At 50.3% G+C, this 18,075-nt stretch carries 12 protein-coding genes and 1 pseudogene; 11 read left to right on the forward strand and 2 right to left on the reverse strand.

Going from position 1 to position 18,075, the window contains the following annotated elements:
* Positions 1-7: 7 nt before the first annotated feature.
* Positions 8-1,222 carry a GNAT family N-acetyltransferase gene (locus tag I2G42_RS07130; protein ID WP_022462381.1) on the reverse strand — a complete coding sequence of 405 codons (1,215 nt, stop codon included), beginning with the start codon at positions 1,220-1,222 and terminating at the stop codon, positions 8-10.
* 238 nt (positions 1,223-1,460) lie between these two features.
* On the opposite strand from I2G42_RS07130, the pseudogene I2G42_RS07135 reads away from it, so the two are divergent.
* From I2G42_RS07135 to I2G42_RS07175, 9 genes and pseudogenes are all read left to right on the forward strand, one after another.
* A pseudogene (locus I2G42_RS07135) lies at positions 1,461-1,715 on the forward strand (TIM-barrel domain-containing protein); the annotation flags it as partial.
* A 257-nt stretch (positions 1,716-1,972) separates the two neighbouring features.
* The gene (locus I2G42_RS07140) at positions 1,973-4,054 is read left to right on the forward strand and encodes a diguanylate cyclase (protein WP_195530895.1); all 2,082 of its coding nucleotides are present in this window, start codon (positions 1,973-1,975) and stop codon (positions 4,052-4,054) included.
* 183 nt (positions 4,055-4,237) lie between these two features.
* Complete coding sequence (locus I2G42_RS07145) at positions 4,238-5,029, forward strand: shikimate kinase (protein ID WP_022462671.1); 792 nt, start codon at positions 4,238-4,240, stop codon at positions 5,027-5,029.
* 314 nt (positions 5,030-5,343) lie between these two features.
* The gene (locus tag I2G42_RS07150) at positions 5,344-7,110 is read left to right on the forward strand and encodes a peptide ABC transporter substrate-binding protein (RefSeq protein WP_173816519.1); all 1,767 of its coding nucleotides are present in this window, start codon (positions 5,344-5,346) and stop codon (positions 7,108-7,110) included.
* 115 nt (positions 7,111-7,225) lie between these two features.
* Positions 7,226-8,182, forward strand: coding sequence for an ABC transporter permease (locus tag I2G42_RS07155; protein WP_022462669.1), 957 nt, complete (start codon positions 7,226-7,228; stop codon positions 8,180-8,182).
* A 10-nt stretch (positions 8,183-8,192) separates the two neighbouring features.
* A complete protein-coding gene (locus I2G42_RS07160; RefSeq protein ID WP_022462668.1) occupies positions 8,193-9,110 on the forward strand; it encodes an ABC transporter permease in 918 nt (305 codons plus the stop codon).
* A gap of 18 nt (positions 9,111-9,128) precedes the next feature.
* A complete protein-coding gene (locus I2G42_RS07165) occupies positions 9,129-10,160 on the forward strand; it encodes an ABC transporter ATP-binding protein (protein ID WP_022462667.1) in 1,032 nt (343 codons plus the stop codon).
* Entirely contained in the window at positions 10,160-11,161 is a 1,002-nt protein-coding gene (locus tag I2G42_RS07170; RefSeq protein WP_055219925.1) for an ABC transporter ATP-binding protein, read from the forward strand. The genes I2G42_RS07165 and I2G42_RS07170 overlap by 1 nt, the downstream gene beginning before the upstream one ends.
* Positions 11,162-11,164: 3 nt before the next feature.
* Positions 11,165-11,518: a hypothetical protein gene (locus tag I2G42_RS07175; protein WP_055219923.1), complete on the forward strand. Its 354-nt coding sequence runs from the start codon at positions 11,165-11,167 to the stop codon at positions 11,516-11,518.
* A gap of 81 nt (positions 11,519-11,599) precedes the next feature.
* Here the strand turns inward: I2G42_RS07175 and I2G42_RS07180 are convergent, their stop codons facing one another.
* The gene (locus I2G42_RS07180) at positions 11,600-12,187 is read right to left on the reverse strand and encodes a P-loop nucleotide/nucleoside kinase family protein (RefSeq protein ID WP_055219921.1); all 588 of its coding nucleotides are present in this window, start codon (positions 12,185-12,187) and stop codon (positions 11,600-11,602) included.
* Positions 12,188-12,354: 167 nt separating this feature from the next.
* Between I2G42_RS07180 and ispG the strand changes: the two genes are divergently transcribed.
* Positions 12,355-13,410, forward strand: coding sequence for a flavodoxin-dependent (E)-4-hydroxy-3-methylbut-2-enyl-diphosphate synthase (gene ispG / locus I2G42_RS07185; protein WP_055219919.1), 1,056 nt, complete (start codon positions 12,355-12,357; stop codon positions 13,408-13,410).
* A 20-nt stretch (positions 13,411-13,430) separates the two neighbouring features.
* The gene (locus I2G42_RS07190) at positions 13,431-18,020 is read left to right on the forward strand and encodes a PolC-type DNA polymerase III (protein ID WP_055228640.1); all 4,590 of its coding nucleotides are present in this window, start codon (positions 13,431-13,433) and stop codon (positions 18,018-18,020) included.
* Positions 18,021-18,075 lie beyond the last annotated feature (55 nt).

The raw sequence follows: 18,075 nt of genomic DNA on the forward strand, positions 1-18,075 counted from the left end.
AAATAAATTAAATATAGTCCGAAACATATGGAATATGGTGGAAGAGCAGGTCATCCAGGCATTCCACAGTCTGCGGCGTCGTTTCGATGCGCGCCATCTCATACAGCTTGGAAGCCGTCTTGTAGCCGAGCAGCAGTGTCGTGAGCGATGCGATCGTCATTTTCATCACATGGTCCGGCTCGCGGTCGGTCGGCACACAGTGTCCTTTTTCAAAGAAGAATGTGAAGCTGTCATTGTTCCACGGAAGCAGCTCATCCTCGATCTCAAAACGGATACACACATCCGGCTCGTCCGGGTCGCAGGCGTAATGTTCCATAAACTGCACGACATCGATGATACGCCCCATCGAGTACGGGCGAATCGTTTCTTTGATATCGCTGTCCTCAAGCTCGAACGCAATGGGTTCACTGTAGTAGTTATTTCCTTTGACCTCATCGATCATGGAATCGTGCGCATGAATATACTCCCAGAGTCCCAGCTGCGCTTCGCGGTTCAGATAGATCATCTCTTTGATATGCATGATATCGGAGCTGATCAGATAGACCATGTAGCCGTACGGCACATCATCAGCGGAATAGTAGATCGCAACGACGGTATCATCCTCATCCCAGCGGAAATATTCTTCCCACGCCAGATTGTTGCGGTAGAGGCAGCCGTGCGTCTTCGAAGCAAATTTGGTATGTAGTTCCTTGAAATCCTTGTCATCCCATGCCACGCGGCGCACATAGCCAGGGGCTTTGAGTTTCCGCGGCACCTGCGTGTCCTTGATGGTGTACGTCATCTTATTGGAAATGATTTCCCATCCGAGATTCCGGTAGAGCGGAATAGAGTAGGGATAGAGAAGCGCAAAGGAACGGTGGTTTTCCCGCATGCGCGTGAGACTCCGGATCATCAGCTTTTTCATGATGCCCTGGCCGGTGTATTCCGGGTAGGTGCAGACGCTGGTGACAAAACCGACGGGATAGCGGACACCGTAGATATTCATGTCCAGCGGATAAACCGCGAACTGTGATACCAGATCCTCCTCGCAGAAACAGCCGAGCACATCGGCACGGACGAGAACCGGGAATTTGGACTGCTTGATTTCATCGTCTTTCCATCCGCTTTCGGAAAGCTCCTGCTCTGTAACCTGAAAGGCGTAGCGCAGAAGTGCATTGTACTGCTCTGCGTCGTCGATGGTCAGCGGGCGGAAGGTTAAGTTCGAATCTTTCGTTTGAATCATGGATTACTCCCTCATTTTATTGTGAATCAAAGTATAGTGAATCAGATACTTTATTTTTTCGTAAATATTCTATCATAAGAAATGGAATTTGTGCAGTTAAAAATAAAGCCCATTCCGCAAATTTGGTAAAAAGATCAAAATAGTGTTAGAAATCGGATAAAAACTTCAAGAAACAGACAAAAAAATCTAACAAAATGAAAAACATACAGGGACGGTCTGCGCGAAAAAGCAGACATACGATTTCCAGGGTGACTGCGTTGAGATCGACGTGTTCAATCCGGAGACAAGAAAATATGTCTGGGACGTATGCAAGAAGAACTACTACGATTACGGCATCAATGCTTTCTGGCTGGATAACTCCGAGCCGGATTACGGTGTTTACGATTTCGATCATTACCGCTATATTGAAGGACCGGCGCTCTCCTGCAGCAACATCTATCCGCAGTTATACAGCCGTGTCTTCTATGATAAGAAGAAAAAACCGACCGCGTAAAACCGGTCGGTTTTTTTGAATAAATTTCCATTACAGGACGGTTTTTGTACACTTTTTTCTTGACGAAACGGGAAACAATCGTTACACTATTATGTATAACTGTAATTAAAATGGGAAAATGTAGCAAAACGCGGAAGCACACAAAGGGGTAATGAAGTTTTGTGTGTACCGGGGAGAAGAGAGGGAAACAGATGAATCAGACCGAATTGCCGGAATGTGAAAAAATAAATAAGAAAGAGCCTTCTAAGGATGCTCAGATGACACAGAAACAGGCAGAACGTCTGGTGGAACATCTGAAGAATATTTTCATGTATGTGCGGGTTCTCCGTCCGGATGAGATCGGAGATTTTATTATCGATGAAGAGAATGGCAAGCTGTGTGAATGCTACGCAGTATGGAACAAAGCGATGCCGTGCCTTAACTGTATTTCCGAAAAAGCCCTGCGGGAGAAATCGCAGAAATCAAAACTGGAATGCATTGCGTCGAATGTGTATCAGGTCATTGCAAGATACGTGGAGATCGAAGGAGAACCATGCGTGATCGAGATGATCAACCGTCTCGACGATGAAACACTGATGGACTCCGAAGGACGCCAGAATCTGGTAAGCAAGCTGAACAGCTACAGCGAAGAGCTGTATCGTGACGCGCTGACCGGAGTATTCAACCGCCGCTACTTCGAAGACCAGATCCGGGACGCCAGCTTTTGCTGCGGCGTAGCCATGATCGATCTCGATGATTTCAAATTATACAACGATACATACGGCCACAATGCCGGAGATATGGCGCTTGACACCATTGTAAAGACCGTCAACCGCTGCACCCGACGTACCGACCGTCTGATCCGCTTAGGAGGAGACGAATTTCTGCTGGTTCTGCCGGAGATGGATGAGGAAAACTTTGTACAGAAATTAAAACAGATTCAGTCACAGATCCATGAGGCACAGGTGCCGGGCTACTCGAAGATGCGTCTTTCCGTCAGCGTAGGAGGTGTTCTGACAAGAGATGAGACGATCGGCGAAGCTGCGATGCGTGCCGACCAGCTGATGTATCTTGCAAAACAACGGAAAAACATGGTTGTCACCGAGAAAGACCAGATCCTGGGTTGTCAGGACGATGTTGTCCGTCAGGAAAACCGCAGAGAAAAACAGCGCATCCTGATCGTGGATGATTCCGAGATGAACCGTATCATCCTCTCGGAGATTCTGCAGGATGAATACGATATCATCGAGGCTTCCACCGGTGAAGAGTGCCTGCGTCTGCTGGAAGAATACGGAACAGGCCTTGCGCTGATCCTTCTGGATATCGTCATGCCGGGCATGGACGGTTTCGGAGTGCTTGACTACATGAACCGCAACCACTGGATCGAAGAGGTTCCGGTCATCATGATATCGAGCGAGGATTCCACCACATTTGTGCGCCGTGCGTATGAGCAGGGCGTATCCGATTATATCAGTCGTCCGTTTGATGCAAAAGTTGTTTACCAGCGTGTCTTCAATACGATCAAATTATATGCAAAACAGCGCCGTCTCGTGACGCTCGTCACCGAGCAGATTTATGAAAAAGAGAAAAACAATCAGATGATGATCAGTATCCTGAGCCATATCATGGAATTCCGGAATGGCGAGAGCGGACTTCATGTCCACCACATCAACGTTCTGACCAGTATGCTCCTCGAGCGTCTGGTACAGAAGACAGACCGCTACCACTTAAGCTGGTCCGATCAGCTGATGATCACAACGGCATCCGCGCTGCACGATATCGGAAAGATGGGCATTGACGAGAACATTTTAAATAAGCCGGGAAGGCTGACGAAAGAAGAGTTCGAGGAGATGAAGAAACATACCCTGATCGGAGCGTCCATGCTGAAGAGCCTGGAACTGTATCAGGACGAGAAGCTGGTACAGATTGCGTACCAGATCTGTCGCTGGCATCATGAGCGGTACGACGGAAAGGGTTACCCGGACGGCTTAAAAGGTGAGGAGATCCCGATTGCAGCCCAGGTTGTATCGATTGCCGATGTTTACGATGCGCTGACAAGCGAGCGTGTCTACAAATCGGCATACACGCACGAGAAAGCCATCGAGATGATCCTGAACGGCGAGTGCGGTGCCTTCAGCCCGCTGATGCTCGAGTGTCTGCTCGATATCAAAGATGCCATCTGCGAGGAGCTGAACACCATATCCGAAGAAAAACAGACTTCGATTCAGATTGAAAAGCTGAAAAAGAATCTGAAATCGGGGGGGGCAGAGCTGAGTTTTCTGAACTCTGATGAGAAGTTATCCACAGAAGATGCCTGGGAGAACAGGTATCATGCGGATTCGAAAGACGATCTTAAATAAAAATATACCAAAACCCATGGATTTCTGAAAAGATTCCATGGGCTTTTCGCACTTTTGTGCAAATTTTTGTTGTGATTCCGGAGGACAACTGCTATAATAACAGAAAATGTCAAAAAATACGACAAAAATACCGGAAGAGGGCTGTGCGAACAAGTACACACAAGTCTGGAAAGGATAAATATCATGAATCAGTTGGAAGTATTACGAGAGAGCCTCGGACAGTGCGATGAGATTATTTTGGATGCGCTGCTTATGAGAAACCGTATTGTCGAGGACATTATGGTATATAAAGAAGCAAATAACGTGCCGATTCTCCAGCCGGAGCAGGAAGCAAAACAGAAGGAATGGCTGGAACGCCGGATGCAGGAAAAACGCCATAAAAACGAAGTGGCGGATGTTTTCGAGAGCATCACAAGAAACAGTAAAAAGATTCAGGCAAGAAAGCTGTTCAATTATAATATTGTACTGATCGGTTTTATGGGAGCCGGAAAGAGTACCATTTCCGATTATCTCAAAACCGTGTTTGCCATGGATATCATCGAGATGGATCAGATCATTGCAGAGCGTGCCGGTATGAGCATCTCCGATATTTTCGAGACCTACGGCGAACAGTATTTCCGTGACTGCGAGACGAATCTTCTGATCGAAATGCAGTCGAGAACAAACGTTGTCATTTCGTGCGGCGGCGGAACTCCGATGCGTGAGTGCAACGTTGTAGAGATGAAAAAGAACGGCCGCGTTGTTCTTCTGACTGCAAAGCCGGAGACGATTTTAGACCGTGTCAAAGACAGCCACGACAGACCGCTGATTGAGAACAACAAAACCGTTCCGTTTATCGCAGATCTGATGAGCAAGCGCCGTGAGAAATATGAGGCCGCAGCCGACATTATCATCGAGACGGACGGAAAGAGCGAACTGGAGATCTGTGAGGAGCTGATCCACAGCCTGCGGCAAATGGATGCAAAAGCGGAATAAAAGAGAAAAGCAAGGGAAAAAGGAAAAGAGACTGCTGTGTGTAACGGAGGTCTCTTTCTTTTTTGCGTAACCGTGACACAAAAAACAGAAAACGCAAAATTTACGGGAAAAGGATTGACAAAACAGATATTTCCCGATATTCTGATAAAAGTTGGGCTAAAATCGCATGAAAAAAGTGAGAAAACAAGGTATTATTTTGTGTTATTGTCCAAATAAGAGAAAAATTTCAGGATAATTATATGAAATACAATAGCCCGTGTGCAGACACAGCCGGATCTGCCGGGGAAGGTCTGCGGAAAAAAGGAGGAACATCAATGAGAAAAAGAAACAAAGTCGTTTCTCTGCTTCTGGCCGGATGCATGGCAGCCGGTCTTCTGGCCGGATGCGGAAGCAGCGGAGAGACACAGGTAGCAACTGCTGACAATGCCACGGCGGCATCAACCAGTACTGGAGCAGCAGATTCAGCAGCAACGGATTCAGCAGCACCGGAGACTGCAGGCGAAGTGGACGGACAGATCAATCTTCGTGCAGTAGCCTTTGGAAACAATTTCGATGTGCAGGATATGGGATGGCGCTGGATGATGGGAGAGTGCTACGAAGGACTGATGCGTGACGTAGCAGATGAAAACGGAGACCGTTTCGAGTATGCCGGTGCAGAATCCATGGACGTATCCGATGACGGACTGGTTTACACTTTCCATCTGAGAAAGGATGCCAAATGGTCCGACGGACAGCCGGTTACCGCAGCAGATTATGAGTACGGCTGGAAACGTTTGTTAAATCCGGAATACGGCTATTCCTATTCTTTCTTCCTGTTCAACGTAGTAGGAGCAGAGGAGTATTATAACGGACAGGGCTCTGCCGATGAGATCGGAATCAAGGCAGTGGACGATTACACCTTCGAGGTTACCTTAAAGGTAGCGGATCCGACCTTCCAGTCCAAGCTGGTAGCAACTCCGCTTTACCCGACCCGTCAGGATGTCGCAGAGGCAGCCGGAGACCAGTGGGGAAAAGACTGGACAAAATGTGTCTACAACGGACCGTTTGCCATGACCAACCTGGTAGAAGATAACTCCATGACATGGGTGAAAAATGACCAGTACTGGGATAAGGACAACGTAAAACTGAATCAGGTAAACTGGTACTGTGTAGCAGAGAACGCAACAGCAGCAACCATGTTCGATAACGGACAGCTGGACGTTTTCGATGCAGCAGGCGATTACATTGCAAAATATGACAAAGAAGTAGAAGCAGGCAATATGCAGACCATGACCACCGAGTACCCGGGAACTATGGTTCTGTGCTACGAGCAGTCTGGGGGCGGAAAATCCGGTCTGATGAAAAACGTAAACATCCGCAAGGCAATTTCCTACTCCATCAACCGTGAGGAGATGGTATCAGCTGTTTACGGAAGATACACCGCAGCTTACGGCTTCGTTTCCCCGGCGATCACGCTCGACGGAACTTCCTACCGCAAGCAGGCGTCGGAGACCATGAAAAAGGAATATGAGCAGTATGCAGGCGATGCAGACAAGTTAAAAGCACTGTTCCAGAAAGGCCTTGATGAGCTTGGTATCACCGACAAACCGGAAGACATCACCATTACACTGCTGTCCCAGGGTTCTGCTACCGAGAATCAGCTCGAGCGAGAGTACCTGCAGCAGTCCATTTCCCAGAATCTGGGCGTAAAGGTAGAGCTGAACACCGTTGGCGATTACCAGATGTTTGCAAACGAGCGCGATAACAAGAACTACGATATCTTTGTAGGCGGATGGTTCAGCGATTACAACGATCCGCTGGATTTCCTGAACGTCATGAAGACAGGCGTTTATGATTCCTACGGCCTCTATAGCAACAGCGAGTACGACAGCCTGATCGACTCTCTGACCGGAGAGAACGACAACGCAAAACGCCTTGAGATTTACCAGAAGCTGGAAGATCTGCTGGTTGCACAGGATTGTGGTGTTGCACCGCTGTACTACTCTGATAAACATTACTATTATCAGAACTGGGTAAAAGATTTCTACACATCCTCCTTCGGCGCAAGCCAGGAGCTTTACAGAGCATCTGTACAGAAATAAAAAAGCAGCAAAACAGAAGAAATGAGGGAAGAAGGGCTTATGAAACAATAGGCTCTTCTTTCGCTATCATAATAAAAATTCCGGTCGGAAAAGACCGGACAGGGAGAGGATTTTTATGCCAAAATATTTACTGCGCCGTTTTGCAGAAATGCTGATCACACTGTTTCTGATTGCAACGGCCACGTTTTTCCTTCTGGAAGCGGTTCCGGGAGATCCGCTGACGGAGCGTGCGAGCAAGCTCTCGCCGACCGTAAAGGAAAACCTCTATAAGCGCTACGGCCTCGACAAGCCGATGATGGAGCGCTATGTGATCACAATGAAGGGAATCTGCAAGGGAGAGTTCGGAGAATCTGTTGTCTATGCGGGACAGACGGTACAGAAGCTGATTCATGACCGTCTTCCGGTATCCGCCCGCCTTGGTATCCAGCAGGTGCTGGTCGGTATCACGATCGGTCTGCTGCTTGGAATTCTTGCGGCAATGAGGAGGGGAAGCTTCTGGGACTATATGGTGATCGCCCTGTCGGTCCTCTTGATTTCCATTCCGAACCTGATCTTTGGTCTGATGCTTCAGAAAATTTTCGCAGGCAACCTGAAAGTTCTGCCGACGATCGGCTGGCCTGCGGGAAAGGATCTGTGGTTCGGAGGATGGGAATACACGATTCTTCCGACCCTGACAGGATGCTTTTCTTATATCGCAACGTATGCGCGTCTGCTGAAAACCTCGATGCTCGATGTGATCAATCAGGACTACGTGCTGACTGCTGAATCGAAGGGCTTAAGCCGCGGACAGATTATCCGCCGCCATATCCTTCGGAACTCGTTTATCCCGGTTATCACACAGCTTCCGATGTCGGTTGCCATGTGTATCACAGGCTCCTTCTTCATCGAGAGCATCTTTTCCATCCCGGGAATCGGACAGTATTATGTGACGGCGGTCAATAACCAGGATCTTTCTATTATCATGGGAGAGACGGTTATTATCGCAGCACTTTACATCGGTGTTCTCTTTATCACGGACCTGCTGTACGTGGTCGTTGACCCGAGAATCAGTCTGACAGGAAAGAGCAGATAAGGAGGATATTATGGCAGCATTAACACCGGAAAAATTTAAAGTAATAGGATACACCGAGGAAGATGCGAACCGGATTGACCGCCCGACCATTTCCTACTGGCAGGACGCCTGGAGACGGCTCCGCAAAAATCCGATCGCAATGGGATCTCTTGTTGTGCTCGGCATTCTGCTTGTCATGGTCATCATCGGACCGCATATCAAAGGATATGATTATGTATCCATGAATATCGCCGAGAAAAACCAGGGCGTATCGTCAAAATACTGGTTTGGAACCGACAACCTGGGACGTGACCTCTTCTCAAGAGTCTGGGTCGGCGCGCGGGCATCACTGATCATCGCGATCGTTGCAACGGCAATCAAACTCATCATCGGAACGGTATATGGCGCGCTGATGGCACATTTCGGCGGCTGGGTCGATGAGGTTCTGATGCGGATCATCGAGGTTATCAACTCGATTCCGTCTCTGCTTCTTACGATTCTGATCATGATGATTCTTGGAAATAACCTGTTTGCACTTCTGGTCGCGCTTAGTGTCACCGCATGGTGTAACACGGCACGTCAGGTGCGCGGTATGATCAAACAGCTCCGTGAGACGGAATACGTTTACGCGGCGGAGGTGCTCGGTGCAAAACCGCTCCGCATCATCTTAAAACACTATGTACCGAATATGCTGGGTATCCTGATTCTGGATACGGCGACGGCAATCCCGATGTTTATTTTTACGGAGGCAGGTCTTAGCTTCCTCGGCATCGGCCTCAAGGCACCATCGATCAGCCTTGGTGTCCTGATTTCGATGGGACAGCAGAACATGGATTTCTATCCGTCACAGCTTCTGTTCCCATGTCTCGTGCTCTGTATCATCGTTATGGCATTCAACCTTCTGGGAGACGGCCTGCGCGATGCCCTGGATCCGAGACTTCGCCAGTAATAAGTGGGAGATAACGATATGAACGAACAAAACAATCCGATTCTGGAAGTAAAAAACTTAAGAGTCTCTTATCACACCTATGCCGGTGAAGTAAAGGCAGTCCGCGGTGTACAGTTTTCTCTCGAGAAAGGTCAGGCGCTCGCAATTGTGGGCGAATCCGGCTGCGGAAAATCTGTAACGGCGAAATCCATCATGGGCCTCATCAAGGCCCCGCAGGGTGAGATTAAAGAGAACAGTGAAATTCTCTATCATGGAGAGAATATTCTGAAATACAACAAAAAACAGTGGCAGCATTACAAAGGCGGCGAGTGTGCAATCATTTTCCAGGATGCGCTGGCTTCCTTAAATCCGACGATGCGTGTCGGAAAACAGATTATGGAAAATCTGATGGGCCACAAAAACATGACAAAACAGGAAGCGGCAAAGGAGGCTGTCGAGATGCTGCGCATGGTCGGCATCCCGGAGCCGGAAAAACGTGTCAGACAGTATCCGCACGAATTTTCCGGCGGTATGCGTCAGCGTGTTATGATCGCGATTGCATTTGCCTGTGATCCGAAAATTCTGATCTGTGACGAGCCAACGACCGCACTCGATGTGACAATTCAGGGACAGATTCTCGATATTATCAAGAATCTGCAGAAGAAAAATCAGACATCCGTCATCATGATCACACATGATCTCGGCGTTGTGGCAAATATCGCACAGAAGATTGCTGTCATGTATTCCGGTATTATCGTGGAAAGCGGAACGTGTGAGGATATTTTCTATCGTCCGCGTCACCCGTATACCTGGGCGCTGATCCGTTCCGTACCGCGTCTGGATCTGAAAAACAAGCAGGAACTCGCGACAATTCCGGGAACTCCGCCGGATCTTTTAAACCCGCCGGTCGGATGTCCGTTCTGCACGCGGTGCAGCTACTGTATGCCGATCTGTAAGGAAGAGATGCCGGAGGCAACGGAATTCGGCGGCGAGCATAAGGCTGCCTGCTGGCTCCATCACCCGATGGCACCAAAAGTAGAAATGCCAAATCTGGAAGGAGGAGAACTGTAATGGAAAATAACGAAAAAGAAGTGCTTTTTTCCGTTTCCCATCTGAAAAAATATTTTCAGGTCGGAAACCATGCGACCTTAAAGGCCGTGGATGATGTCTCCTTCGATATCTACAAAGGTGAGACACTTGGAATGGTTGGCGAGTCCGGATGTGGAAAGACGACGTGCGGCCGTACCTGCATCGGCCTGTATGACAAGACCGACGGACAGGTGCTCTACAAGGGAACCGATGTCCATGCATTAAACGGAAAAGAGCGGTTTGCCTTCAAAAAACAGGTGCAGATGGTCTTCCAGGATCCGTATGGATCGCTCGACCCACGTATGACCGTTGCCGACATCATCGGCGAGGGCATCGACATTCACCATCTGGCAAAGAATAAGAAAGAGCGCCAGGAGATGATCTACAAATATCTGGAGCTGGTCGGACTGAACCGCGAGCATGCGAACCGTTTCGTGCACGAGTTTTCCGGCGGACAGCGCCAGCGAATCGGTATCGCGCGTGCGCTTGCCGTGCAGCCGGAGTTCATCGTTCTCGATGAGCCGATCTCCGCACTCGACGTTTCGATTCAGGCGCAGATCGTCAACCTGCTTGTGGACTTACAGAAGAAGATGGGTCTGACCTATCTTTTCGTTGCGCATGATCTGTCGATGGTCAAACATATTTCCGACCGTGTGGCGGTTCTGTATCTGGGAACGCTCGTCGAGCTGACGACATCCGAGGAGCTGTACGCCAACCCGCGCCACCCGTACACACAGGCACTGCTCTCCGCGATTCCGATTCCGGACCCGAAAGTAGAGGCAGAGCGCGACCGCAAAAAAATCCGCCTCGAAGGCGAGGTGCCGAGCCCGATCAACACGAAGCCGGGCTGCAAATTCCAGGGAAGATGCAAGTACGCAAAAGACATCTGCCGACAGCAGATGCCGGAATTAAAAGACGTGGGCAACAATCACTTTGTGGCATGTCATTTCTGTGATGCATTAGAAGAAAATAAGGAATTATAAAACATGGAAAAGATAAAGAACATCTGCCGTGATCTCGGCAAAGCATTTACAATCGGCCTGCTCTCTGGCGGCGCTGCGGCAGCTGTGCTGCTGCTGGGAGGATTCCTCTTTGGGGGATTCACGTTCCGCGCTGCCCTTGAGGCGGCGAAAGACGGCCTGCTGCTGATCGCGGCCCTCGGCATGTTCGTGATCGCCGGAATGCTGATGGTAAAAGGCAAAAACCCGGAGAAATTCACGCAGAAGGAAAAATGGCGCGTCCACTTTGCCGTGCTCGGATATAAGAGTGTGTTCGCAGTTCTCTGCGTTTCCTGGGTGCTGTGGGCGGCAGCGGCGGATTATCTTTTGTATCGGATGTGAAAATAGTTTCTATAAATAAAAAGAGAATTTTGCAGACTGTAAAAATGAGGTCCGGCAAAATTCTCTTTTTTCGTTTAGTCGTTATTCGTCTTCGAGACGGGAGATAACCATCTCCATGGATTTCTGATATTCTTCATCCGAAGAATTGTAGAACAGCATCAGATCGAGGCAGTTGCTCATTTTCTTCAGTGCTTCCGGGATGGAGTAGTCGATCGTTTTCACATATTCATCCCAGTGCTCCAGCTTCCACGTATCGCGCACGGAGTTGCGGTCGATCATGCGCTGGTGGCAGATCTCCGGTTTTGTGACAACCCAGATCACAACAAGCTTTGCCCCATGGTCAGCGAGCTTTTTGGAGAAGTCTTTCAGGAACTTCTCATCATGCACTTCGCGTGTGAATGGTGCGTTGATCAGCACAATATCGTCATACTCGAGTGCTTCCAGTCCGAAATTGACCGTTACTTCATATTCATAATCGCGGATATTCTCCTCGAAGAAATCAGAACTGCGGTTGATTTCCTGTCCGCCCGCTTTGAAAACGCGGTTCGACAGCGGAATGACCGTATCCTTGTCGAGATAAACAACGTGTTTCAGCTCCTTGGCGAGCTGTTTTGAAATGTATGTCTTTCCGCACGCCGGCGGCGAGGTTACGAGGATCATCTTTTTCATCGTTTGTATGTCTTCCTTTCCAGTTGAATAAAAAAAATCACTCCTAGCATTATAGAAAATTTGGAAAAAAATTGCAAGAGAAAAGACGGTTGTGCCGGAGAAAAAATTGTCTTATAATAAAATAAGATTTTTATGCCATCACGGAGAAAATAAATGGAGGAAAGAAAATGAGCAGAGCAAATACACGAGTTGTGAAAATCGGCGACCGGGTCATCGGAGGCGGAAATCCGATTCTGATCCAGTCCATGACGAATACCAAAACAGAAGATGTGGAGGCAACCGTAAAGCAGATCCAGGCGCTCACGGAAGCCGGATGTGACATTATCCGATGCGCCGTCCCGACCATGGAGGCAGCCAAGGCGCTGTCCGAGATCAAAAAACAGATCTCGATTCCGCTTGTAGCAGATATTCATTTTGACTATCGATTGGCGATCGCCGCGATCGAAAACGGAGCCGATAAAATCCGCATCAACCCGGGCAACATCGGCAGCCGCGACCGGATCCAGGCGGTTGTAGATGCAGCAAAAGAACGCCAGATTCCGATCCGCGTCGGCGTCAACAGCGGTTCACTCGAAAAAGAGCTGGTGGAAAAATACAACGGCGTAACGGCAGAGGGCCTGGTGGAGAGCGCGCTCGACAAAGTGCGGATCATCGAGGAGATGGGCTATGACAATCTCGTCATCAGCATCAAATCGTCTGATGTGATGATGTGTGCAAAAGCGCATGAGCTGATCACGAACCAGACGGATCATCCGCTTCATGTCGGCATTACGGAGGCAGGAACGCTGTATTCCGGCAACATCAAATCGGCAGTGGGGCTCGGTATTATTTTATATCAGGGCATCGGAGATACGATCCGCGTTTCCCTGACCGGCGATCCGCTCGAGGAAATCAAATCCGCAAAACGGATCTTAAAGACCCTGGGACTTCGAAAAGGCGGCATTGAGGTCGTATCGTGTCCGACCTGCGGACGGACCCAGATTGACCTGATCGGACTGGCAAACCAGGTGGAAACACTGGTGCAGAGCTACGATCTTGATATCAAGGTTGCCGTCATGGGCTGCGTGGTCAACGGACCGGGCGAGGCAAAAGAGGCGGATCTTGGTGTTGCAGGCGGAAAAGGCGTCGGCATTTTAATTAAAAAAGGTGAAATCGTGAAAAAAGTACCGGAGAGCGAGCTGCTGTCCGTCTTAAAGGACGAGCTGGATCACTGGGGCAAGTAGAAAAGAAAGCAGGAATAGGAATGGAAAAACAGTTTCAGGAAGTATTTCCGGATTTGAGAATCGAAGGGGGCATGGCAGAGCTTCTCGATACCGTGGAGGTTTCGCGGGTATCGATCAATAAGAAAAAAGATCTGCTGCGGATCTATGTGGTCAGCCATCAGTGGATTCACAAAAAATATATTTATCAGCTGGAGCGCCAGATCGAGGAGCAGCTCTTTTCCAACGTGCCGCTGCGCGTGAAGATTATTGAGCGGTTCTATCTGTCGCGCCAGTATACGCCGGAAAACTTTCTGGAGGTGTACCGTCCGAGTATCCTGCTCGAGCTGAAAAACCACAGTGTCTTTCTGAATCATCTGTTTTCGACTGCCGAGATTACCTTCCCGGAGACGAACAAAATGCACCTGGTGCTCGTGGATTCCGTTGTGGCAAAGGAGCGCGAGGAGGAGCTGGTCCACATTCTCGAGAAAATCTTCTGTGAGCGGTGCGGCTTCGACCTGATCGTGGAAACCGAGATGAGAAAGCCGGAGGGCGAGAGCCGCGCCATGAGAAATTCCGAGCTCCGCATCCGGGAGGAAGTGCGCCACGTTCTGGCGCATACCCATTACGGTGAGATGCTCGGCGAAAAAGAGCAGAACCGGATGGAAGAGCAGGCGGAAGCAGCAGGCGAACAGCCAAAAGCATCCGCAGCAGCCAAGGACGGCGAGGCGAAAAAAGAAAAAGCAGCAGACGGCGGAAGGGGAAAAGGTTTTTTCGGCGGCGGACGCGGTTCCTTCAAAAAAGGCAAGGGCAGTTTCGGCCGGAATGCGGACAATCAGCCGCGCAAATCCTCCAATCCGGATGTGCTGTACGGAAGAGATTTCGAGGATGAGAGCGTGGAGATTCTGAAAATCGGCGATGAGATCGGTGATGTTGTCATCCGAGGAAGAGTCCAGAGTGTGGATATGCGCGAGATCCGGAATGAGCGTACGATTTTCATGTTCACGATCACCGACTTTACGGATACCATCGGCGTCAAGATTTTCGTCCAGAACGCGGAAGTGCCGGAATTAAAGGATGCGATCAAAAAAGGCGCGTTCATTAAAGTAAAAGGAAAAACGACGGTTGATGCATTTGACCACGATCTGACGGTTATGTCTGTCTGGGGCATCAAGAAGATCACCGATTTCCGTACCGGCCGTCAGGATACGAGTCCGGTGAAGCGTGTGGAGCTGCACTGCCATACAAAGATGAGCGATATGGACGGTGTCACCGATGCTGCCCGTCTGGTACAGCGTGCCTATGAGTGGGGCCATCCGGCGATCGCGATCACCGATCACGGCGTGGTGCAGTCCTTCCCGGAGGCAAACCATGCGATCGAGGCGATCGACGGCGCTTACCGGAAAAAATACCAGGCAGAGCACCCGGATGCGACAAAAGATGAGCTGAAAAAAGTTTCGGCTCCGTTCAAGGTCATCTACGGCATGGAGGCTTATCTCGTCGACGACTTGAAAGATATCGTTGTCAACAGCAAAGGACAGGACATCCACGGAAGCTACGTTGTTTTCGATATCGAGACGACGGGATTTTCCCCGGTTGTCAACAAAATCATTGAGATCGGTGCCGTCCGTGTGGAAAACGGAGCGATTGTCGATAAGTTTTCCACCTTCGTTAACCCGAAAGTCCCGATCCCGTTCCGGATTGAGAACCTGACCGGCATCAACGACAACATGGTTCTTGACGCGCCGGACATCGAAACGGTGCTGCCGAAATTCCTGGAGTTCAGTGAGGGAGCCGTTATGGTTGCCCACAATGCTTCGTTCGATATGAGCTTTATCGAGCACAATTGTGTCCTGCAGGGGATCGAGCGGGAATTTACAACGGCGGACACCGTCGCCATGGCGCGTTTCCTGCTGCCGGGCCTGAACCGTTTCAAACTGGATACCGTTGCGAAGGCGGTCGGCGTATCGTTGGAAAACCATCACCGTGCGGTGGACGATGCCGGCTGTACGGCGGAAATTTTCGTGAAATTCGTAAAAATGCTGGAGGAGCGCAATATTCTGACTCTGGATGACCTGAATGCGCAGGGAAAAGTATCGGAGGAGGCTGTGCGCAAGCTTCCATCGTACCATGCGATCATTCTGGCAAAGAACGAGACGGGACGTGTCAATCTGTACCGCCTCGTGTCGGAATCCCACCTGAAATACTACAACCGCCGGCCGAAGCTGCCAAAGAGCGTCTACCTGAAATACCAGGACGGTCTGATGATCGGATCTGCCTGCGAGGCGGGCGAACTCTACCAGGCAATCCTGCGCGGTGAACCGGATGCGGCGATTGCGCGTCTCGTGGACTTCTACGATTATCTGGAAATCCAGCCGATCGGCAACAACGCGTTCATGATCAAAAAAGAGGACGTTTCTGCCGTAGAGAGCGAGGAGGATTTAAAGGAGATCAACAGGCGCATCGTCAAACTTGGCGAGCAGTTCCATAAGCCTGTTGTGGCAACGTGCGACGTCCACTTCATGGATCCGCAGGACGAGATCTACCGCCGCATCATCATGACCGGAAAAGGTTTTGACGACGCTGATGAGCAGGCACCGCTGTTCCTGCGCACCACCGAGGAGATGCTTGAAGAGTTTTCGTATCTCGGAAGTGAGAAAGCGGAGGAGGTCGTCATCACCAATCCGCGCAAAATCTCCGACCTTGTCGAGAAAATCTCCCCGATCCGTGCCGGAAAATTCCCGCCGGTCATCGAGGATTCCGACAAGACACTGCGGAGAATCTGTTACGACCGCGCGCATGAAATCTACGGCGAGGAGCTTCCGGAGATCGTTTCCGCGCGCCTCGAGCGGGAGCTGAACTCCATTATTTCCAACGGATATGCCGTTATGTACATCATCGCACAGAAACTGGTGTGGAAGTCGAACGAGGACGGCTACCTCGTAGGATCGCGTGGTTCCGTCGGTTCCTCGTTCGTTGCGACGATGGCGGGAATCACGGAGGTAAACCCGTTGAGCCCGCATTACTACTGCGAGTCGTGCCATTACAGCGAGTTCGATTCGCCGCGCGTCAAAGAGTACGTCGGCCGTGCCGGATGCGATATGCCGGACGCCGTCTGCCCGAACTGCGGCAAGCCGCTGAAAAAAGCCGGATTTGACATTCCGTTCGAGACGTTCCTTGGATTCAAGGGAAACAAAGAGCCGGATATCGACCTGAACTTCTCCGGTGATTACCAGAGTAAGGCGCACAAATACACAGAGGTTATTTTCGGCGCCGGTCAGACGTTCCGTGCGGGAACCATCGGTACGCTGGCGGATAAAACAGCGTTCGGTTACGTGAAGAACTATTACGAAGAGCGCGGCCAGCACAAACGGAACTGCGAGATCGACCGTATCGTGGAAGGATGCACCGGCATCCGCCGTACCACCGGCCAGCACCCGGGCGGTATCATCGTTCTGCCGTTCGGTGAGGATATCAACTCCTTCACCCCGGTGCAGCATCCGGCGAACGATATGACAACCGACATTATTACGACTCATTTCGATTACCACTCCATTGATGCCAACCTCTTAAAGCTCGATATTCTCGGACACGATGATCCGACCATGATCCGTATGCTCGAGGATATCACGCACCTTGATGCGCAGACGATTCCGCTCGATAACCCGGAGGTCATGTCGCTGTTCAAGAGCACCGAGGCGCTCGGCATCAAGCCGGAGGACATCGGCGGCTGTCCGCTTGGATGTCTTGGCGTGCCGGAGTTCGGTACCGATTTCGTTATCCAGATGCTTCTGGACACGAAGCCGCAGTCGTTCTCCGACCTGATCCGTATCTCAGGTCTGTCGCACGGAACCGACGTATGGCTCGGCAATGCGCAGACCCTGATCGAGGAGGGCAAGGCGACGATTTCCACCGCCATCTGTACCCGGGACGATATCATGATCTACCTGATCGACAAGGGACTCGAAAGTGAGCTTTCCTTTACGATCATGGAGAGTGTGCGAAAAGGAAAGGGCTTAAAACCGGAGTGGGAAGAGGAGATGAAGGCCCACGATGTGCCGGACTGGTACATCTGGTCATGTAAAAAGATCAAGTACATGTTCCCGAAAGCCCACGCGGCGGCGTACGTCATGATGGCGTACCGCATCGCTTACTATAAAATTTTCTATCCGCTGGCGTACTATGCGGCGTACTTCTCCATTCGTGCGTCTGCATTCTCCTACGAGCTCATGTGCATGGGACGCGACCGGCTGGAATATTATATGAAAGATTACGAAAAACGGAAAGACACGCTGACTCAGAAGGAGCAGGCAACCGTCAAGGATATGAAGATTGTCCAGGAAATGTACGCCCGCGGCTTCGATTTTGTGCCGGTGGACCTCTATAAGGCACAGGCGCACCGCTTCCAGGTCTACGATGACAAACATCTGATGCCGGCGCTCGACTCGATCGAGGGTCTGGGCGACAAGGCGGCCGACGCCGTTGTCCTTGCGGCACGAAACGGAAAATTCCTCTCGAAAGATGATTTCCGCGACCGCACCAAGGTCAGCAAGACGATTATCGACTTTATGGCGGACCTAGGTGTCTTCGGAGATCTGCCCGAAAGCAACCAGTTTTCGCTGTTCGACTATTAAAAGGAGCGTCCCCTTTCCGTTGCAATCCCGTGCGTCTTGGGGTATAATCAGACGT

Source organism: Fusicatenibacter saccharivorans (assembly GCF_015557635.1).
GTDB lineage: Bacteria > Bacillota > Clostridia > Lachnospirales > Lachnospiraceae > Fusicatenibacter > Fusicatenibacter saccharivorans.

What these genes read in the sequence shown, in the direction of transcription:
- I2G42_RS07130 (WP_022462381.1), bottom strand. Translation starts at nt 1,222, where the DNA reads ATGATTCAAACGAAAGATTCGAACTTAACCTTCCGCCCGCTGACCATC.
- I2G42_RS07140 (WP_195530895.1), top strand. Translation starts at nt 1,973, where the DNA reads ATGACACAGAAACAGGCAGAACGTCTGGTGGAACATCTGAAGAATATT.
- I2G42_RS07145 (WP_022462671.1), top strand. Translation starts at nt 4,238, where the DNA reads ATGAATCAGTTGGAAGTATTACGAGAGAGCCTCGGACAGTGCGATGAG.
- I2G42_RS07150 (WP_173816519.1), top strand. Translation starts at nt 5,344, where the DNA reads ATGAGAAAAAGAAACAAAGTCGTTTCTCTGCTTCTGGCCGGATGCATG.
- I2G42_RS07155 (WP_022462669.1), top strand. Translation starts at nt 7,226, where the DNA reads ATGCCAAAATATTTACTGCGCCGTTTTGCAGAAATGCTGATCACACTG.
- I2G42_RS07160 (WP_022462668.1), top strand. Translation starts at nt 8,193, where the DNA reads ATGGCAGCATTAACACCGGAAAAATTTAAAGTAATAGGATACACCGAG.
- I2G42_RS07165 (WP_022462667.1), top strand. Translation starts at nt 9,129, where the DNA reads ATGAACGAACAAAACAATCCGATTCTGGAAGTAAAAAACTTAAGAGTC.
- I2G42_RS07170 (WP_055219925.1), top strand. Translation starts at nt 10,160, where the DNA reads ATGGAAAATAACGAAAAAGAAGTGCTTTTTTCCGTTTCCCATCTGAAA.
- I2G42_RS07175 (WP_055219923.1), top strand. Translation starts at nt 11,165, where the DNA reads ATGGAAAAGATAAAGAACATCTGCCGTGATCTCGGCAAAGCATTTACA.
- I2G42_RS07180 (WP_055219921.1), bottom strand. Translation starts at nt 12,187, where the DNA reads ATGAAAAAGATGATCCTCGTAACCTCGCCGCCGGCGTGCGGAAAGACA.
- ispG (WP_055219919.1), top strand. Translation starts at nt 12,355, where the DNA reads ATGAGCAGAGCAAATACACGAGTTGTGAAAATCGGCGACCGGGTCATC.
- I2G42_RS07190 (WP_055228640.1), top strand. Translation starts at nt 13,431, where the DNA reads ATGGAAAAACAGTTTCAGGAAGTATTTCCGGATTTGAGAATCGAAGGG.